13 protein-coding genes and 2 pseudogenes are annotated in these 15,277 nt (G+C 62.8%); 7 read left to right on the forward strand and 8 right to left on the reverse strand.

All coding sequences use genetic code 11. The annotated features are described in order from the left end of the window. Nucleotides 1-33: 33 nt before the first annotated feature. The gene (locus AO356_RS25510) at nucleotides 34-1,521 is read right to left on the reverse strand and encodes an aldehyde dehydrogenase family protein (RefSeq protein ID WP_060742151.1); all 1,488 of its coding nucleotides are present in this window, start codon (nucleotides 1,519-1,521) and stop codon (nucleotides 34-36) included. A gap of 627 nt (nucleotides 1,522-2,148) precedes the next feature. Here AO356_RS25510 and AO356_RS33475 point away from each other — a divergent pair. After that, a pseudogene (locus tag AO356_RS33475) lies at nucleotides 2,149-2,391 on the forward strand (PAS domain-containing protein); the annotation flags it as partial. Nucleotides 2,392-2,460: 69 nt separating this feature from the next. Then, nucleotides 2,461-2,688: pseudogene (locus AO356_RS33480) on the forward strand (methyl-accepting chemotaxis protein); the annotation flags it as partial. A gap of 124 nt (nucleotides 2,689-2,812) precedes the next feature. Here AO356_RS33480 and AO356_RS25520 read toward each other — a convergent pair. After that, a complete protein-coding gene (locus AO356_RS25520; protein WP_060742153.1) occupies nucleotides 2,813-4,141 on the reverse strand; it encodes a hypothetical protein in 1,329 nt (442 codons plus the stop codon). A gap of 291 nt (nucleotides 4,142-4,432) precedes the next feature. On the opposite strand from AO356_RS25520, the gene AO356_RS25525 reads away from it, so the two are divergent. The 3 genes from AO356_RS25525 (at nucleotide 4,433) to feaR (ending at nucleotide 7,583) form a co-directional block, all read left to right on the forward strand. After that, the gene (locus AO356_RS25525) at nucleotides 4,433-5,932 is read left to right on the forward strand and encodes an APC family permease (RefSeq protein ID WP_060742154.1); all 1,500 of its coding nucleotides are present in this window, start codon (nucleotides 4,433-4,435) and stop codon (nucleotides 5,930-5,932) included. Beyond that, on the forward strand, nucleotides 5,877-6,497 hold the full coding sequence (locus tag AO356_RS25530) for a DUF3156 family protein (protein ID WP_060742155.1): 621 nt from the start codon (nucleotides 5,877-5,879) through the stop codon (nucleotides 6,495-6,497). Before AO356_RS25525 ends, AO356_RS25530 begins: the two co-directional genes overlap by 56 nt. A gap of 123 nt (nucleotides 6,498-6,620) precedes the next feature. Further along, on the forward strand, nucleotides 6,621-7,583 hold the full coding sequence (gene feaR / locus AO356_RS25535) for a transcriptional regulator FeaR (protein ID WP_060742156.1): 963 nt from the start codon (nucleotides 6,621-6,623) through the stop codon (nucleotides 7,581-7,583). Nucleotides 7,584-7,755: 172 nt separating this feature from the next. Here the strand turns inward: feaR and AO356_RS25540 are convergent, their stop codons facing one another. The 6 genes from AO356_RS25540 to AO356_RS25565 form a co-directional block, all read right to left on the reverse strand. After that, nucleotides 7,756-8,523 (reverse strand): SDR family oxidoreductase, encoded by a 768-nt coding sequence (locus tag AO356_RS25540; protein ID WP_060742157.1) that lies wholly within the window; start codon nucleotides 8,521-8,523, stop codon nucleotides 7,756-7,758. Next, the gene (locus AO356_RS25545) at nucleotides 8,516-9,316 is read right to left on the reverse strand and encodes an SDR family NAD(P)-dependent oxidoreductase (RefSeq protein WP_060742158.1); all 801 of its coding nucleotides are present in this window, start codon (nucleotides 9,314-9,316) and stop codon (nucleotides 8,516-8,518) included. The genes AO356_RS25540 and AO356_RS25545 overlap by 8 nt, the downstream gene beginning before the upstream one ends. Next, nucleotides 9,309-10,130: a molybdenum cofactor biosynthesis F family protein gene (locus AO356_RS25550; protein WP_060742159.1), complete on the reverse strand. Its 822-nt coding sequence runs from the start codon at nucleotides 10,128-10,130 to the stop codon at nucleotides 9,309-9,311. Before AO356_RS25550 ends, AO356_RS25545 begins: the two co-directional genes overlap by 8 nt. A 79-nt stretch (nucleotides 10,131-10,209) precedes the next feature. Then, nucleotides 10,210-10,866: a helix-turn-helix transcriptional regulator gene (locus AO356_RS25555; protein ID WP_060742160.1), complete on the reverse strand. Its 657-nt coding sequence runs from the start codon at nucleotides 10,864-10,866 to the stop codon at nucleotides 10,210-10,212. A gap of 51 nt (nucleotides 10,867-10,917) precedes the next feature. After that, a complete protein-coding gene (locus AO356_RS25560; protein ID WP_053122428.1) occupies nucleotides 10,918-11,283 on the reverse strand; it encodes a cupin domain-containing protein in 366 nt (121 codons plus the stop codon). A gap of 44 nt (nucleotides 11,284-11,327) precedes the next feature. Beyond that, on the reverse strand, nucleotides 11,328-12,626 hold the full coding sequence (locus AO356_RS25565) for an NAD(P)/FAD-dependent oxidoreductase (RefSeq protein ID WP_060742161.1): 1,299 nt from the start codon (nucleotides 12,624-12,626) through the stop codon (nucleotides 11,328-11,330). 311 nt (nucleotides 12,627-12,937) lie between these two features. Between AO356_RS25565 and AO356_RS25570 the strand changes: the two genes are divergently transcribed. Together AO356_RS25570 and AO356_RS25575 are read left to right on the forward strand one after the other, a co-directional pair. Beyond that, entirely contained in the window at nucleotides 12,938-14,107 is a 1,170-nt protein-coding gene (locus AO356_RS25570) for a p-hydroxyphenylacetate 3-hydroxylase oxygenase component (protein ID WP_060742162.1), read from the forward strand. A gap of 65 nt (nucleotides 14,108-14,172) precedes the next feature. Continuing rightward, nucleotides 14,173-15,114, forward strand: a complete 942-nt coding sequence (locus AO356_RS25575) for a p-hydroxyphenylacetate 3-hydroxylase reductase component (RefSeq protein WP_060742163.1) — start codon at nucleotides 14,173-14,175, stop codon at nucleotides 15,112-15,114. The last annotated feature ends 163 nt before the right edge of the window (nucleotides 15,115-15,277 follow it).

The following is a 15,277-nucleotide window of genomic DNA, read 5'->3' on the forward strand; positions in this document are numbered from 1 at the left end:
CTCTGGGGTGTCGCTCCAGAGCCCTTTTGTTGCTCAGTAGCGGATCATCACCGATTTCAGTTCGGTGTAGTCGTCGATGAATGCACTGCCGAATTCACGGCCCACCCCGGAAGACTTGCTGCCACCAAAAGGCACGGCTGGGTCGAGCAGGGTGTGCATGTTCACCCATACCGTGCCGGCTTCGATGGCGGGGACCATGCGCAGGGCCTTGCCCAGGTCGTTGGTCCAGAGGCTGGCGCTCAGGCCATAGGGCGTGTCGTTCATCAGTTCCAGCAGTTCCTCCTCAGTGTCGTAAGGAAAGAACGTGGCGATCGGGCCGAAGGTTTCTTCGTTGAGCAAGGCGTCGTCGCGGCGATTGGCGAGGATGATGGTCGGCTCGACGTAGCAACCCGGCCCATCGATCAGCTTGCCGCCGTGGATGATGGTGTTGTTCTGCGCACGGGCCTTGGCGAAGAACTCCGCGAGTTTGTGCTGGTGCTGGCGGTTGGTTACCGGGCCGAATTCGGTGCGTTCGTCCAGGGGCGAGCCGATGGTGAGTTTGCTCAGGCGCTGGGCCAGTTTGTCCATGATCGACTCGATCTGCGAGCGGTGGACGAAGAACCGTTCCGCCGCCGCGCAGATTTGTCCCGAATGCAGAAAACCCGCCTCGATGATGCCGTTGACCGCCACCTCAGGGTCGATGTCACGCAGGAACCCCGCCGCATTCTTCCCGCCCAATTCCAGGGTTGCCCGGGTCAACCCGGCCCCCATGGCCGCCTGGCCCACCGCCAGGCCGGTGGGCACGGAGCCGGTGAATGAAACCTTGTTGGTGCCCGGGTGTTCGATCAGCCCTTTGCCCACCTGGCCGCCGCCCGTCAACACATTCAGGGCACCGGCCGGCAGGCCGGCCTCCATGGCCAGTTCGGCGATGCGCAGAATGGTCAGGGGGGTGAACTCGCTGGGCTTGATGATGACGCTGCAACCGGTCACCAGGGCTGAGGCCAGTTTCCAGATGGCGATCATGGTGGAAAAATTCCACGGCACGATACCGACCACCACCCCAACCGGTTCGCGCAAGGTGAACGCGGTGTAGCGTTCGCCAGCGAAGGAGGGCAACGAGGGCGTGATCGTCTCGCCATTGATCTTGGTCGCCCAGCCGGCGTAGTAACGCAGGAAGTGCGCGGCCTGGTCGACTTCGAAGGCCCGCGAGATGTGGATGATCTTCCCTGACTGGCAGGTTTCGATCTGCGCCAGCTCTTCGCGGTTGCGCTCCAACAGGTCCGCCAGCTTGAGCAGCACATGGCCGCGCACCGCCGGCGCGGTTTGGGACCACTGCTTGAAGCCGCGACGGGACGACTCCACCGCCGCATCGATATCGCTGGGGCTGGCGTCGCTGACCTGGGCGATGACCTGGCCGGTGGCGGGGTTGACCACGTCCAGCGTCTGGCGGCTCTGGCTTTCGACATAACCTCCGTCGATGAACAGGGCGTGGCGTCGACCGAGAAAGGCTTCGACCTGAGGCAGCAGGGCAATATCGCTCATGAGGGTTTCCTGATCGCGAACAAGGGAAAGCCCGAGAGTAATCCCGGCACGACCGCCCGGCTTGACTGTGCCTGCCGCGCGCTATGTCTGTGGCTGCCAGCCCGTGGGGCTGGCAGCCAGGAGCAAGGCCCGTGCAGGCAGGGACAAGCCAGCCTGGCCGGTTTGCGATCAGATCCGGTTTCGACTTGATAGGCAAAGGGGCGGGCGATGTTTCTCCAGACCAACAAACAGAAACTGGCGTTGATCGTACAGGTGCAGCGTGTGCTGGCCGGTGAAACGGAGGGCACGCCGACGCTCGACGCCTATGCGCCCCTGCGGACCGTCCTTGAGCAGCATGCGCGGGAGATGGCGAACACCACTGCGCAGTTGCACCAGGCCGAGGCACAGGTAGAGGCGCAAACCCTGCGCTGGCAGCACAGCGAGCAGGCGTTGCACCAGGCTCGCCAGCAACTGGAGCAAGCCCACGAGCGCGAGCAGGTGCTTGAGCGTCGTCTGGGCGAACACGACCAGCAACTGCAGCAACATCGCCAGGATGCGCAGATCTGGGAGCTGCTGCAGTCGACCCTGACGGAAGGTTGCTGGGACATTACCGTGGTCGACGGTGATCTCCAGCACCCGGCCAGTGCCATGCGCTTTTCCAGTCAGTTCCGGTCGCTGCTAGGTTACGGGCCCGACGACTTGCCCGATGGCTGGGATGCCCAGGTTGGCATCACTCACCCGGATGACTTGCCAAAGATCATGGCCATATTCGAGCGGGAGATCCTCGGTCCCCAGGGCAGCGGTGAATATGTCTTCGAATACCGCATGCGCCACAAGCGCCGGGATTACATCTGGTGCCGCGAGCGCGGGCGGGCGGTACGCGATTCGCACGGGCAACTGGTCCGGGTCATTGGTGCGGTGCGTGATATCAGCGATGAGCGCTCGGCCCAGTCCACCCATCAGCGCATGCTGGAGCAGAACCAGGTGACCTACGCCCAGATTGCCACGGTGGTAGGGGTGATCAAGGGCATCGCCGACCAGACCAATCTGCTCGCCTTGAACGCCGCGATTGAGGCGGCCCGGGCCGGTGAGGTCGGACGCGGTTTCTCGGTGGTGGCCGATGAGGTGCGCAAGCTGGCGCAAAGCACCCGGCAGGCGACCCATCAGATCCAGACCATGTTGCACCAGCACAGGTAAACAAGGTGATCGCTACCCCGTAGGAGCTGACGAGCGGAGTGAGGCTGCGATCTTTCCCCCGGCACTTGAGTCCCAAGGGAAAGATCAAAGGATCACAGCCTGCGGCAGTTGGCTGTCAGAACGGAACCGCCACCACCAACTGGCTGTAGACGTTGGTGCCGTTGCCGCCGACCTGATTGCCACCGTTGTCCGCATCCTTCTGCGGCTTGTACAAACCTACCAGCGGCGTGACGATCAGGTGTTCGTTCACCGCCCATTCCACGTACAGGTCCAGTTCCTGCGCGTCGAGGTTCAACGCTTGGCGGCCGTGCAGGGTCTGGTAGTCGAAGAACAGCGCACCAAGGGTCACGGTTTCTGCGGGCTTGAGCTTGAGGCCGACGTGCTGGATGGCGGTGTTGCTGTTGAACGGGCCGGCATAGTTGCCCGCCACTTCACCCTGGAACCAGGTGCCATAGCCGCGGCTCTGGCCGTTGAACATCGAGTCCCAGTCTTTGGAATAACGGCTGTAGCGATAAGTCAGGTCCGGCGTCCAGGGCAGGTCGGCGAAGGTGTAGCCGGCTTCGGCGTACCAGGCTTTCTCCGGGCCCGCGTCCTTGTCCTGCCAGGCGTACTCGAAGGCGAAGTGGGCATTTTCGATGCCAGCATTGCCGGCGCCGCGCAGGCTGTAGATATCCATGCCTTCGCGTTGCTTCTGGAAATCGCTGGCGTAGCGGTCATCGACATCGATGCCATGGATATAGGTCAGCCCCAGGGTACCAGGCGCCGCGGTGTATTCCAGGGTGCCGGCAGCCATTTCGGTGTTGGCCTGGGCGCGGTTGTCGGACTTGAGCCACATCAGGCTGCCATGCACGCCTTCCTTGCCGCCCAGGCGCAGCACAGCGGTCTCGTCGAAGGCATGCCGGGCCGCCAGGTAATAGGCGCCGCCGCGGTTGAACTCGCCATCGGCCACGCCTTTGCCCAGGTTCAGGCCATCGTCGTTGATGATGAAACCATCGCCGAGGGTAATCACTTGGCGGCCGTAGGACAGGTCGACCCCGTCCTTGCCCAGTGCCGGGAACAGATCCCCCGAGCGCCAGCCGGCAAAGGCTTCGTCGAACTTCGTGGTGCGTTCGGAGCCATCGCTCAGGCCGGCCGCATCGCCGTCGCCCCAGGTCCCGGAACTGACCAGGTTGGCCGTCCCGTAGACACTGCCCAGGCTGCCGAGTGTCTGGTCGATACTCAGGCCATACTTGATGAAGCCTTCGCGCCAGCTCGAACCACCGGCGGTGCCGTCGTAGTTCTTGCGGCTGTTGAACAGCCCGTAGACTGCCAGGAAGTTGCCGGTGACGGTGGTGTCTTCGTCGGCGTAAAGCTCATAAGCCTGGGCCGATGAATCGGCGACCAGCAGGGCGATGCCCAGGCCGATGGCATTGCGCAGCAAAGGTGTACGGCGTGTGTGCTCCATGGTGGATTCCCCAGTGTGATAGGACAGCAGAGCGCGCATTAAAGGGAGCGGCACCCGGGGAAGTCTTTCACCTGCCTGCCATGGAGTTGATCCAGGCCGCCAGCGTGGCAGCGTTGGCAGGCAGCAACAAAACCGGCGGCAGACACGGGCAAGACGCCCGGGGCGGGGCGGCGCAGAGTAAGGCTGCACGCAACGCCGTTTCGATCAGGGACCGGTTGGGGAAGGCATGATCGCCGGCTCCTGGACGGCTGTGGCATCCATACTAAAAATCCGCTTTCGAGGATCTGCACGATGTCGATCAATGACAGGCTCACCGAGCACTTGAACCGGGGTTCGGTGGGTTTTCCCACCGCGTTGGCCAGCACCATTGGCCTGATCATGGCAAGCCCCGTGATTCTCACCGCGACCATGGGCTTTGGCATCGGCGGCAGCGCCTTTGCCGTGGCGATGCTAATCGCCGTGGTGATGATGCTGGCCCAGGCGACGACGTTCGCCGAGGCAGCGTCGATTCTTCCGACCACTGGCTCGGTCTATGACTACATCAACTGTGGCATGGGGCGTTTCTTCGCGATCACCGGCACCTTGTCGGCCTATCTGATTGTCCATGTGTTCGCCGGTACTGCCGAAACCATCCTGGCCGGCGTCATGGCCCTGGTGAACTTCGAACACCTCAACACCCTGGCCGAATCGGCAGGCGGTTCCTGGTTGCTGGGCGTGGGGTTCGTGGTGGTGTTTGGCGTGCTCAATGCGTTTGGTGTCAGTGCTTTTGGCCGGGCCGAAATCATCCTGACGTTCGGCATGTGGACCACCTTGATGGTGTTCGGCGTGTTGGGCCTGATCGCCGCGCCGGCGGTGGAGCTGGAGGGCTGGTTCGGCGCGTCCGTGGTGGGTACCGACCTGGTCACGGTGCTGTCGCTGGTGGGCATGGCCATGTTCATGTTTGTCGGCTGCGAATTCGTCACGCCGCTGGCGCCGGACCTGCGCCACTCCGCCCGGACCATGCCCCGGGCGATGATGCTGGGCTTGTTCAGCGTTGCCACCTGCATGTTCATCTACGGCGCGGCGATGAAGCGCCAGGTGGAAAACGTGTTGCTCGATGCCACCAGCGGCGTGCATCTGCTGGACACCCCCATGGCGATTCCACGGTTCGCCGAACAGGTCATGGGCGATATCGGCCCGATGTGGCTGGGCATCGGTTTTCTGTTTGCCGGTGCGGCGACCATTAACACCCTGATGGCCGGCGTGCCGCGGATTCTCTATGGCATGGCGGTGGACGGCGCGTTGCCGAAGGTCTTCACTTATCTGCATCCACGCTTCAAGACGCCGCTGGTGTGCATCCTGGTGGCAATGCTGATTCCTTGCCTGCATGCGCTGTGGCTGGGCGGCAATCCCGACAACATCATGCACCTGGTGTTGGCTGCGGTGTGCGCCTGGAGTTTTGCCTACCTGTTGGTGACCGTGTCGGTGGTCAGCCTGCGGATTCGTCGCCCTGATCTGCCGCGGGCCTATCGCTCGCCGTGGTTCCCGTTGCCACAGATCCTGTCCAGTGTCGGCATTGTGTTGGGCATGTGGTTCATCACCCCACCCGGCATGAATCCGGCGGACATCTACGTGCCCTTCGCGGTGATGCTCGGTGGCACTGCGGCGTACGCCTTGTTCTGGACCCTGGTGGTGCAGAAGGTCAATCCATTCAAGCCAGCGTCGGTGGAAGACGTGCTGGCCAAGGAGTTTTCCCATGAGCCAGGGCAATCTGCGGGCGAGTTTATCGACCCTGCTGCAAAAGCTGTCTGAGTTGTTCAGCTCCCAGCGCGCCCCGGCCGGTTATCGGCCCGGGGTGACCCTGGAGCACCTGCGGCGCAACCTCGCATTGGCACGATTCGAGGTCGCGGGCCCGGCCATGGCCACGGCAGTCACCGACGACGGCAGCTTGCACTTGGAGATCATCGAACGCACCGAGTCGCAGTTGTTGATGCACTTGGTGATGACCGAGTTCGTCCTGCGCGTGCCTGCTTCCCGAGAGGGCACGGCATGCCTGGAACTGCACCACGGCGGGGCTTTGCGGCGCAGTGGCATTCGTTGCCGGCAGCGGGACGGGCGCAGTGACCTGGCGACTCGGTTGCAGGCGGCCGTGGAGACGGATCCTGCGTTGTATCAGGCCCTCATGCCGCTGGATTTCAAGCGGCTGCGCATCGATCTGCAGGGGCGCCAGTGGTGCGTGCGCCTGGAACACATGGGCGGTAGCGAAGTGGTCAATCGCATGCCGGCCTTTCGACGTTACATCCCGTTGAGCCGCGAGCAGCGCGGCGCCTTGCTGGCAACCTTGAGCGGCCTGCAGCGGGTGCTGGCAACGCTCTGATGCTGTTGTGCTGTCCTGGCATCATTCCTGCTACTGCTCTGGCGATCAGGTACTTGTTGCGCGCATATAGATAACATGTTAACTATTGCCGCACAAAAACAAAAAGCCACTGCGGAGAATGCCATGAGCATGCAACAAGTTGGGCAGGACGGTCTGGACATCTGGAACCGGGATCTGCGGGCGACTTGCGGCCACTTCGATACCGAGCTGGCCTTCAATCGCGCCTTGTTCATTGGTGAGGTGTCGAACTTCCATCGGGGTGGCCTTGCCCTGGCGAACCTGCGCACCAATGCCGGCAGCATCAAGCGTCACTCACCCAGCGCCGATCACGATGATGACCAGGATTGCCTTCTGGTCAGCCAGCGCAGTGGCTACTGCCGCATTACCCAGAACGGTCGGAGCATCCAGTTGGCGCCCGGTGAATTGTTGTTGATGGATTCCGTTGGCGCGCTTGAGATCACCCCGTTCGGCCTGATCGAGCACGCGGTGCTGTCCTTGTCTCGCCAGGACGTGTCGCGTCAATTGGGTGGGGAAACCAAGACCTTCGGCAAGGTTTCGTCCAGCAAGGCGTGCGGACGGATGCTGCATGTGTTGATGGACCAACTGTGCAAGGACACACCGGACGGCGAGGGCGCGGCGGGCGAGGGTGAAGCCTTGCAGAGTGCCTTCGTTTCACTGTTGGGCTCGGCCCTGGAACAGGGGAGCGATGGCCGTGACGAAGGGGTGGCCTTGCAGGGCAGTCACTTGCGCAGCTACGTGCAGAAGGTCATCGACGAATCACTCACCCAGCCCGGCCTCAGCCCGGTGGGCCTGGCCAATCGACTGAATATCTCGGTGCGGCATCTGTATCGCTTGTTCGAAGAGCAGGATGACAGCGTTTGCCGCTACATCCAGCGGGCCCGCCTCAAGCGCAGCGCCGATGACCTGACCAACCCGTTCCTGCGGGACGAGTCCATTACTTCGATCGCCTACAAGTGGGGCTTTACCGATTCGGCGCACTTCAGCCGTTCGTTCAAGAAGCAGTTTGAGCTGTCGCCCAAGGAGTTTCGGTCCAGCCGTTTGCAGGTGGGGCAGGGGGTGGCTTGAATGAGGTCGTCGTTGACTGGACGGTCGCTATCGCGAGCAAGCTCGCTCTCACAAAGGGATTTGTGCTGAACATGAGTTTTGCGGGTGACACTGGAAAGTGTGGGAGCGAGCTTGCTCGCGAAGGCGGCGGTACATTCACCACCATCGTCAGCGAGGCACCGCTCCCATAGGTTCAAACCTCCGGCAACGTCGAACCCCCATCGACCACCAACGTCTGCCCGGTCACATAACTGGCCAGGCTCGACGCCAGGAACAGCATGGCGCCGGCGATGTCGCTCGGTTGACCCAATCGACCCAGCGGCACCCGGCGGGCAATGTCCTGGTTGACTTCATCGTCGCCCAGGTTGGCCATGGCCGGTGTCGCGATCATGCCCGGCTCGACCCCGTTGACGCGGACATTCTCGGCCGCCAGTTCCAGCGCGGCGTTGCGAATGAAACCATTGACCCCGGCCTTGGAGGCCGCGTAGTGGCTGAGCCCCGGATACGCCACCCGCGGGCCGGTGACCGAGGAGGTCACCAGCACGCAGCCTCGGCCCTGGCGCCGGAACATCGGCAGCGCCGCCTGGGTCAGCCAGAACAGCGCCGACAGGTTCACCGCCAGCGTTCGCTCGAGCATCGCCGGGGTGATCTCGGCGAACGGCGTCAACGGAAAATACCCGGCGTTGTGCACCAGGGTATCCAGCCTCCCCAAGCGCTGTTCCAGCGCGCTCATCATTTCGAAGATCGCCGTCGCGTCGGCCAGGTCAACGCCCACCGCCTGCACCTGACAACCCACGGCCGTCAGTTCGTCGGCTACCGCCTCGGCGCGGGCCAGGCCCAGGTCGGCGATGACCACGCGTGCCCCGCGCAGGGCAAACGCTTCGACGATGGCCCGGCCGATGCCCTGGGCGCCGCCCGTGACCAGTACGGTCTGGCCGCTGAAATCCAGATCCTCAGACATCGCTGGCCTCCATCCGGCTGAAGGCCAGTGTCGGCACGTCGACGATGCTGGAGCCGCCATCGGCGACCAGCGTCGCCCCGGTGATGATCGATGCATCGGGCGAGGCCAGGAAGCGGCAGACGTTGGCGATTTCCTCCGCACTGGCAGCCTTGCGCAACGGCACGTCGGCGCAGACCCGGTCATAGGCCTGCTGCAACGTTTCGCCATGGAACTGCATCAATGCCTGCATTTCTTCATCGGCCATAGGCGTGCGGACCCAGCCAGGGCAGACCGTATTGACTCGCACGCCATGAGGCCCGTAATCCCTTGCCAGGGAGCGGTTGAGGCCCAGCAGGGCGTGTTTGGCGGTGGTGTAGCCGCACACGTGGGGGCCTGCCGCCAATGAAGCGATGGAGGCGATCAGCACAATATTGCCGGCGTTTTCCTGCAGCAGTGGCAGGCATGCCCGGGCGCTGTAGAAGGCGCTGTCGAGGTTGCTGCGCAGGGCCGCTTCCCAGGCCGATGGCTGAGTCTCAGTGGCGCTGCCCATTCCCAAGCCACCGGCACAGGCGAGCAGCACGTCGAGTCGGCCATGACGCGCGCGAATCTGCTCGACGAAGCCGTCCCAGGTGTCCGGACAGGCCGCGTCGCCCACCAGCACCAGGCCGCCGATGTCCGCGGCGAGTGCTTCCAGGGGCTCGCGACGGCGGCCGATCAGCACCAGGTTGGCGCCTTCGGCGGCATACAGGCGAGCGCAGGCGGCGCCGATGCCGGTACCGGCACCGGTGATCACCACGGTACGTGATTCAGGCATCGGGATACTCCGTCTGATTGAGCACCTGGCAGTAGGAACTGACCGGGAAATTGGAAAACTCATCGAAGGACTCACCGGCATAGCCGAAGATCTTGCCGTCACTGCGGTGCTGCTGCAGGTCGATCAGCACCAACCCCAGGGTCGGGATGATCTTTTCTCGCCACACGAACAGGTACAACTGATCGGCGATCTTGTAGGTGTCGCAGCGATCGGTGTCGCACAGGCCTTGCTCAACGCCTTTGAGGCACTGCCAGGAGTAGAACTGGTCGTTGAGGTAAATGTGTTCGTAGACTTCACTCGGGCTGTAGCGATACAGGTTGCGCAGCCCCACCAGCTCGGTGGTCGGTGCGTGCGGGCACAGGCCAGGCTGCCAGGGACGGTCGAGGCTGCCGTGCAGGAACTGCGCTTGAACCGAGGTCAATGGTTTGCCGGCCAATGCCCGGCTGTAGAGGCCTTCGCCGGTTTCCGGCTGGCTTGGCATGCGGCCGATCACGGCGGTGAAGGCGGCGCTGGCGGTATCGAGCACGAGGCTTATCGATGAGGTCAGCTCGCCTTCGCGCTTGATGAAGTCCACCAGGTACAGGCCCGGTCGTACGGATGTGGCCCGGTAGGTGGCGGTGCCGCTGGAATGCCCATCGGCGGCGTTCCAGGTCAGGGTGTCCTGCTCGAATCGGTGCTCGATCTGCCAGCCGTTGGCGAAGTGCAGGGTGAACGTCTTGCCGTCCAGGTCGGCCAGGTTTGGCAGGATGAAGGCTTCGGGGGCAAAGCCATCGGCCAGGGCGCCGACGGTGATCCAGTCTGTAGATGTGCTCATTTGCAAGGCTCCGGTGGTTGAATTAGCCACTCGGATCATGCGGCGCCGCGCAGTGGCGGCCTATCAACCAGATGGTTGATCAGAGGAACAGTGCGCTGACCAGCTCGGTGCGACTGCTCACACCGACTTTGCGGAACAGGTGGATCAGGTGAGTCTTGATGGTCGGCAAGCCCACCCCCAGTTCCCGGGCCAGTTGCTTGTTGCTGACGCCTTGACGTAACAGCCAGGCGATCTGGCGCTCCTTGGGCGTCAAGTCGCCCAGTGCATCCTCATGGGCCGGCAAATGGGCCACGGCCAATTGCAACAAGGCCTGCAACGCGCTGAGCTGGCTCAACTGCTGATGGGTGAAGACGCCTTGCTCGGCGGTGCGCAACAACGAAACCGCGGCTTGGGGCTGACCATCGCGATGGGCGAAGACTTCCACCACGTCGACCACGCCATAGCGTTGCAGGAAGTCGCGATAACGATGGTTGTCACGCAACGGTTGGCGGGCCATCGCCAGGCCCAACGGCACCACGGCCAGTTCGCTGGGCGCGCAGTGGCGCGGGTGCAGGGGGTCGAACTGGCGGTAATTGTCCAGGTAGTCGCGGTGCATCTCGCCGCTCATCCCATGGAGGCTGAAGTCGTGGGCTTGCAACTGCCGATCCACGCAGTAGAACGCCGCCCGGCTGACGGGAACCAGTTGGGTGAAGGCGTGCAGGCAATGGCCGGCGATGTCCTGGGCGATGACGTTCATGGTCGCAACCTTCGCAAGCGGGCTGCCGGGTGGGCCGGCAGCCCTGTCCGGTCAGACTACCGCGAAGTAGTGCTTGACGAAACTTTCGCTGACCACTTCCCACAACACCGGTGTGCCCTTGGTCACGAACCAGCTGTCGCCGGCCTTGTAGCGGGTGCTCTGGCCGGTGGCTTCGTCGGTGAGGACCACTTCACCGGTGACCACGGTGGCTTGTTCGGCGAAGGGGTAGACCATCCGGAACTTGCCCTGGGTGGTGCCGAAGTAGGCGCTGCTGACGGGGTCGGTGGGGGCGCCGAAGGTCATCTTGCCGAAGGCCTTGACTTCGCCTTCGAGAATCTGCGAACCCAGGTCGGCGACGGTGCCCCAGGCGTCCAGGTCGGACAGCTGGATGTCTTTTTCGAGGGTGATGAGGGGCATGGCAGGTGACTCCTGATGATTGAAAGGAAGAAGGAGGTTGGCCGTCAGCGACGGCCGTTCCAGTAGCCCGACAGCTGATGCCAGGACTTGCCGGCGGTCAGCAGCAATGGGCGAATGGCGTCTTTGCCGATGATGGTCGGGCGGTGGATCGAACTGACCAGGTCGTAGCGCGCCGAGCCTTCGCTCATGCCTTCGGCCAGCACCTTGCAGATGATGTGGCTCGGGGTGACGCCAAAGCCTGAGTAACCCTGGACGAAAAACGCGTTGCTGCGCCCGGGCAGGGTGCCGATCTGCGGGAACAGGTTCGGGCTGCAGGCCATCGGGCCGCCCCAGGCCAGGTCGATCTTCACGTCCTTGAGGTACGGGAAGATCTTCAGCATCAGGCGCCGGTTCCAGGCCTTGAGATCCTGGGGAATGTGCTCCACCAATGGCGTGGCGGCACCGAACAGCAGGCGGTTTTCGTTGGTGACGCGGTAGTAGTCGATCACCGGGCGAATGTCGCTGTAGGCACCGCGAATCGGGCTGATGCGCTGGATCAGTTCGTCCGACAGTGGCTCGGTCATCATCTGGAAGGCGTAGGTGTTGATGGTCGAGCGGTGCAGTTCCGGTTCCAGTTTGTTGAGGAAACTGTCGCAGGCCCAGAGCAGCTTGCTGGCCCTGACCGAGCCGCGTCCGGTGCGCACGGTGATGCGCTCGCCATAGCTGACTTCCAGCGCCGGGCTGTTTTCGAAGATCCGTACGCCGTGGCTGACTACCGCCTTGGCTTCACCCAGCAGCAGGTTCAGCGAGTGCACATGCCCGCCGCCCATGTGCAGCAATGCACTGCTGTAGGCCTTGGAGCCAATGATCTGCTGCACGTCGGAGCCGCCGAGGAAGCGGATCTCATGTTTGCTGTTGATCGACTTGAAGTCTTTTTCCCAGGCCCGCAGGGTTTTTTCCTGGCGGGCGTTGAAACCCATGTAGCCGTAGCCGTGGCAGAAATCGGCATCGATAGCGTACTTGGCGATACGGTCCTTGATGATGTCGGCGCCCAGGTCGCTGATCTCGAAGACCTGGCGCAGGCCGTCTTCACCGACGTCCTTCTTGATCTTTTCCAGGTCATGGCCGATGCCGGCCATGATCTGCCCGCCATTGCGCCCGGTGCCGCCGAACCCAAGGTAACGCGCCTCCAGCACCACGATGTTGGTGATGCCTTTTTCAGCGAGCTCCAGCGCGGTATTGATGCCGGAAAAACCACCGCCAATGACCACGACGTCGGCTTCCACGTCCTGTTCCAGCGTGGGGAAGCTGAGGTTGTATTTCTTGGTGGCCGTGTAATAGGTGGGCGTTTCGATATTGATCATGACGCAACCTGACAAAGTGAAAGGAAACTCCGTTGCCACGCCTACGCAAGGCATTGCAGGGGATGGCCCTATTAAGAGCCTTGGCGGGGCGCTTGTCTTGATCATCCGTGCCGGGGGATTTGACCGAGCGCGCCATGGCGTCGAAACCTGCCCCATGAAAAGTACAATCTTGGATCTGGAAGGTGCATTTTTCACCTGCCCGCGATTGCCCATACTGGACCGGCCTTAATCACGGATCCCGCTGTTTGTGCAACCTGAGGTTGCCGGGCAAAGGCGGGATCGGCAGATGCCAATAATAAAAGAGCCCGTCCATGAAAAAGCCAAACCCGCTGCTCGAAGACCTCAAGCCCCTCCTGCCGGCCATCGCCGCCAACGCCTTCCAGGCGGAGAAAGACCGTAGCGTGCCTGCCGAGAATATCGCCTTGCTCAAAAGCATCGGCATGCACCGGGCCTTCCAGCCGAAACCTTACGGTGGCCTGGAGATTTCCCTGCCGCAGTTCGCCGATTGCATCGCGCTGCTGGCCGGTGCCTGCGCCAGCACGGCCTGGGCCATGAGCCTGTTGTGCACCCACAGCCATCAGTTGGCGATGTTCCCGGCCAAGGCCCAGCAAGAGGTCTGGGGCGATGACCCGGATGCCACCGCCAGCAGCAGCATCGCACCGTTTGGCCGCACCGAGGAAGTCGACGGCGGTGTGATGTTCAGCGGTGAAATGGGTTGGAGCAGCGGCTGCGATCACGCCGAATGGGCGATCGTGGGGTTTCGCCGGAAAAACGCCGAAGGCACCCAGGACTATTGCTTCGCGGTGCTGCCGCGCAGCGACTATGAAATTCGCGATGACTGGTTCGCGGTGGGCATGCGCGGCAGTGGCAGCAAGACGCTGATCATCGACAACGCTTTCGTGCCGGAACACCGGATCCAGAAGGCCAAGGACATGATGGAAGGCAAGTCCGGTGGATTCGGCTTGTATCCCGACAGCAAGATTTTCTACTCGCCGTACCGGCCGTACTTCGCCAGTGGTTTCTCCACGGTCAGCCTGGGCGTGGCCGAACGCATGCTGGAGGTCTTTCGCGAGAAAACCAGGAACCGTGTGCGGGCCTACACCGGCGCGGCCGTCGGTGCCGCCACCCCGGCGTTGATGCGCCTGGCCGAGTCCACCCACCAGGTGGCGGCGGCCCGTGCCTTCCTCGAGAAAACCTGGCAGGAGCACGCCGAACATGGCGAGCGCCACGAGTACCCCAGCCGGGAAACCCTGGCGTTCTGGCGGACCAACCAGGGGTATGCCACCAAGCTGTGCATCCAGGCCGTCGACCGCTTGATGGAGGCGGCCGGCGGCGGCTCCTGGTTCGAGAACAACGAGTTGCAACGGCTGTTCCGCGATGCCCACCTGACCGGCGCCCATGCCTACACCGACTACGACGTCTGCGCGCAGATCCTCGGTCGTGAGCTGATGGGGCTCGAACCCGATCCGTCCATGGTTTGACCGCCTGTTCGCTGAACCCTAGAACAATAATCGAGGCCGCCCCTTGAGGCGGCCGGGAGTCTTGCATGTCCAGTCTTTGTGATACCGCTTTCGACACCCGCGCGTTCCGCCGGGCCCTGGGTAACTTCGCCACCGGCGTGACCGTGGTCACCGCCGCCACTGAAGATGGCCGCAAGGTTGGTGTGACGGCCAACAGTTTCAACTCGGTGTCCCTGGATCCGCCGCTGATTTTGTGGAGCATCGACAAGCGCTCCAGCAGCCACGAAGTGTTCGAAGCCGCCAGCCATTTCGCGGTGAACGTGCTGGCTGCCGACCAGATCGACCTGTCGAACAACTTCGCCCGCCCCAAGGAGGACCGCTTCGCTGACATCCAGTTCGAGACCGGCGAAGGTGGCGCTCCGGTGTTTGTCGATTGCTCGGCGCGTTTTCACTGTGAAAAATTCCAGCAGGTCGACGGTGGCGATCACTGGATCATGATCGGCAAGGTCGTGGCCTTTGACGATTTCGGACGCTCGCCCTTGCTCTATCACCAGGGCGCCTACTCGATGGTGTTGCCCCACACTCGCATGACCAAGCGGGAAGAGGGCCAGTCCCCCAGCAGTCATTTCCAGGGCCGCTTGAGCCATAACCTGTATTACCTGATGACCCAGGCGCTGCGGGCCTATCAGGCCAGCTACCAGCCGCGTCAGTTGTCCACTGGGTTGCGTACCAGCGAAGCGCGGATGTTGATGGTGCTGGAGAACGACGCCGGGCTGAACCTGTGCGACCTGCAGCGGGAGGTGGCGATGCCGGTGCGCGAGATCGAAGAGGCCGTGGCCAACCTCAAGCGCAAGGGGCTGGTGAGCGATGAAGGCGAGCGGGTACGCCTGACCGCCAAGGGCATCGATGAGACCGAAGGGCTCTGGGCCATCGCCAAGGAACAGCAGGACAAGGTGTTCGGCCAGTTCAGCGAGGAACAGGTCGAGCATTTCAAACAAGTGCTCAAGGGGGTGATCAAGGGCGCTTGAGCGACATGACTGGCATCCACCCCTGGTCAAGCCGATGCATTTCTGTGGGAGCGAGCTTGCTCGCGATGGCGGTGGCCCCGTCGATACTGATGTTGACTGACAGGCCCCTATCGCGAGCAAGCTCGCTCCCACAGGGTTATGTGCGCAGTCCAGCGGGAGCAAG

Origin of the sequence: Pseudomonas fluorescens (assembly GCF_001307275.1) — a bacterium.
Lineage (GTDB): Bacteria > Pseudomonadota > Gammaproteobacteria > Pseudomonadales > Pseudomonadaceae > Aquipseudomonas > Aquipseudomonas fluorescens_AA.

Excerpts from the sequence above, each read along its gene's own strand:
- AO356_RS25555 (WP_060742160.1), bottom strand. The coding sequence starts at position 10,866 with ATGAACGTCATCGCCCAGGACATCGCCGGCCATTGCCTGCACGCCTTC.
- AO356_RS25560 (WP_053122428.1), bottom strand. The coding sequence starts at position 11,283 with ATGCCCCTCATCACCCTCGAAAAAGACATCCAGCTGTCCGACCTGGAC.
- AO356_RS25545 (WP_060742158.1), bottom strand. The coding sequence starts at position 9,316 with ATGCCTGAATCACGTACCGTGGTGATCACCGGTGCCGGTACCGGCATC.
- AO356_RS25550 (WP_060742159.1), bottom strand. The coding sequence starts at position 10,130 with ATGAGCACATCTACAGACTGGATCACCGTCGGCGCCCTGGCCGATGGC.
- AO356_RS25520 (WP_060742153.1), bottom strand. The coding sequence starts at position 4,141 with ATGGAGCACACACGCCGTACACCTTTGCTGCGCAATGCCATCGGCCTG.
- AO356_RS25575 (WP_060742163.1), top strand. The coding sequence starts at position 14,173 with ATGTCCAGTCTTTGTGATACCGCTTTCGACACCCGCGCGTTCCGCCGG.
- AO356_RS25510 (WP_060742151.1), bottom strand. The coding sequence starts at position 1,521 with ATGAGCGATATTGCCCTGCTGCCTCAGGTCGAAGCCTTTCTCGGTCGA.
- AO356_RS25570 (WP_060742162.1), top strand. The coding sequence starts at position 12,938 with ATGAAAAAGCCAAACCCGCTGCTCGAAGACCTCAAGCCCCTCCTGCCG.
- AO356_RS25540 (WP_060742157.1), bottom strand. The coding sequence starts at position 8,523 with ATGTCTGAGGATCTGGATTTCAGCGGCCAGACCGTACTGGTCACGGGC.
- feaR (WP_060742156.1), top strand. The coding sequence starts at position 6,621 with ATGAGCATGCAACAAGTTGGGCAGGACGGTCTGGACATCTGGAACCGG.
- AO356_RS25565 (WP_060742161.1), bottom strand. The coding sequence starts at position 12,626 with ATGATCAATATCGAAACGCCCACCTATTACACGGCCACCAAGAAATAC.
- AO356_RS25530 (WP_060742155.1), top strand. The coding sequence starts at position 5,877 with ATGAGCCAGGGCAATCTGCGGGCGAGTTTATCGACCCTGCTGCAAAAG.
- AO356_RS25525 (WP_060742154.1), top strand. The coding sequence starts at position 4,433 with ATGTCGATCAATGACAGGCTCACCGAGCACTTGAACCGGGGTTCGGTG.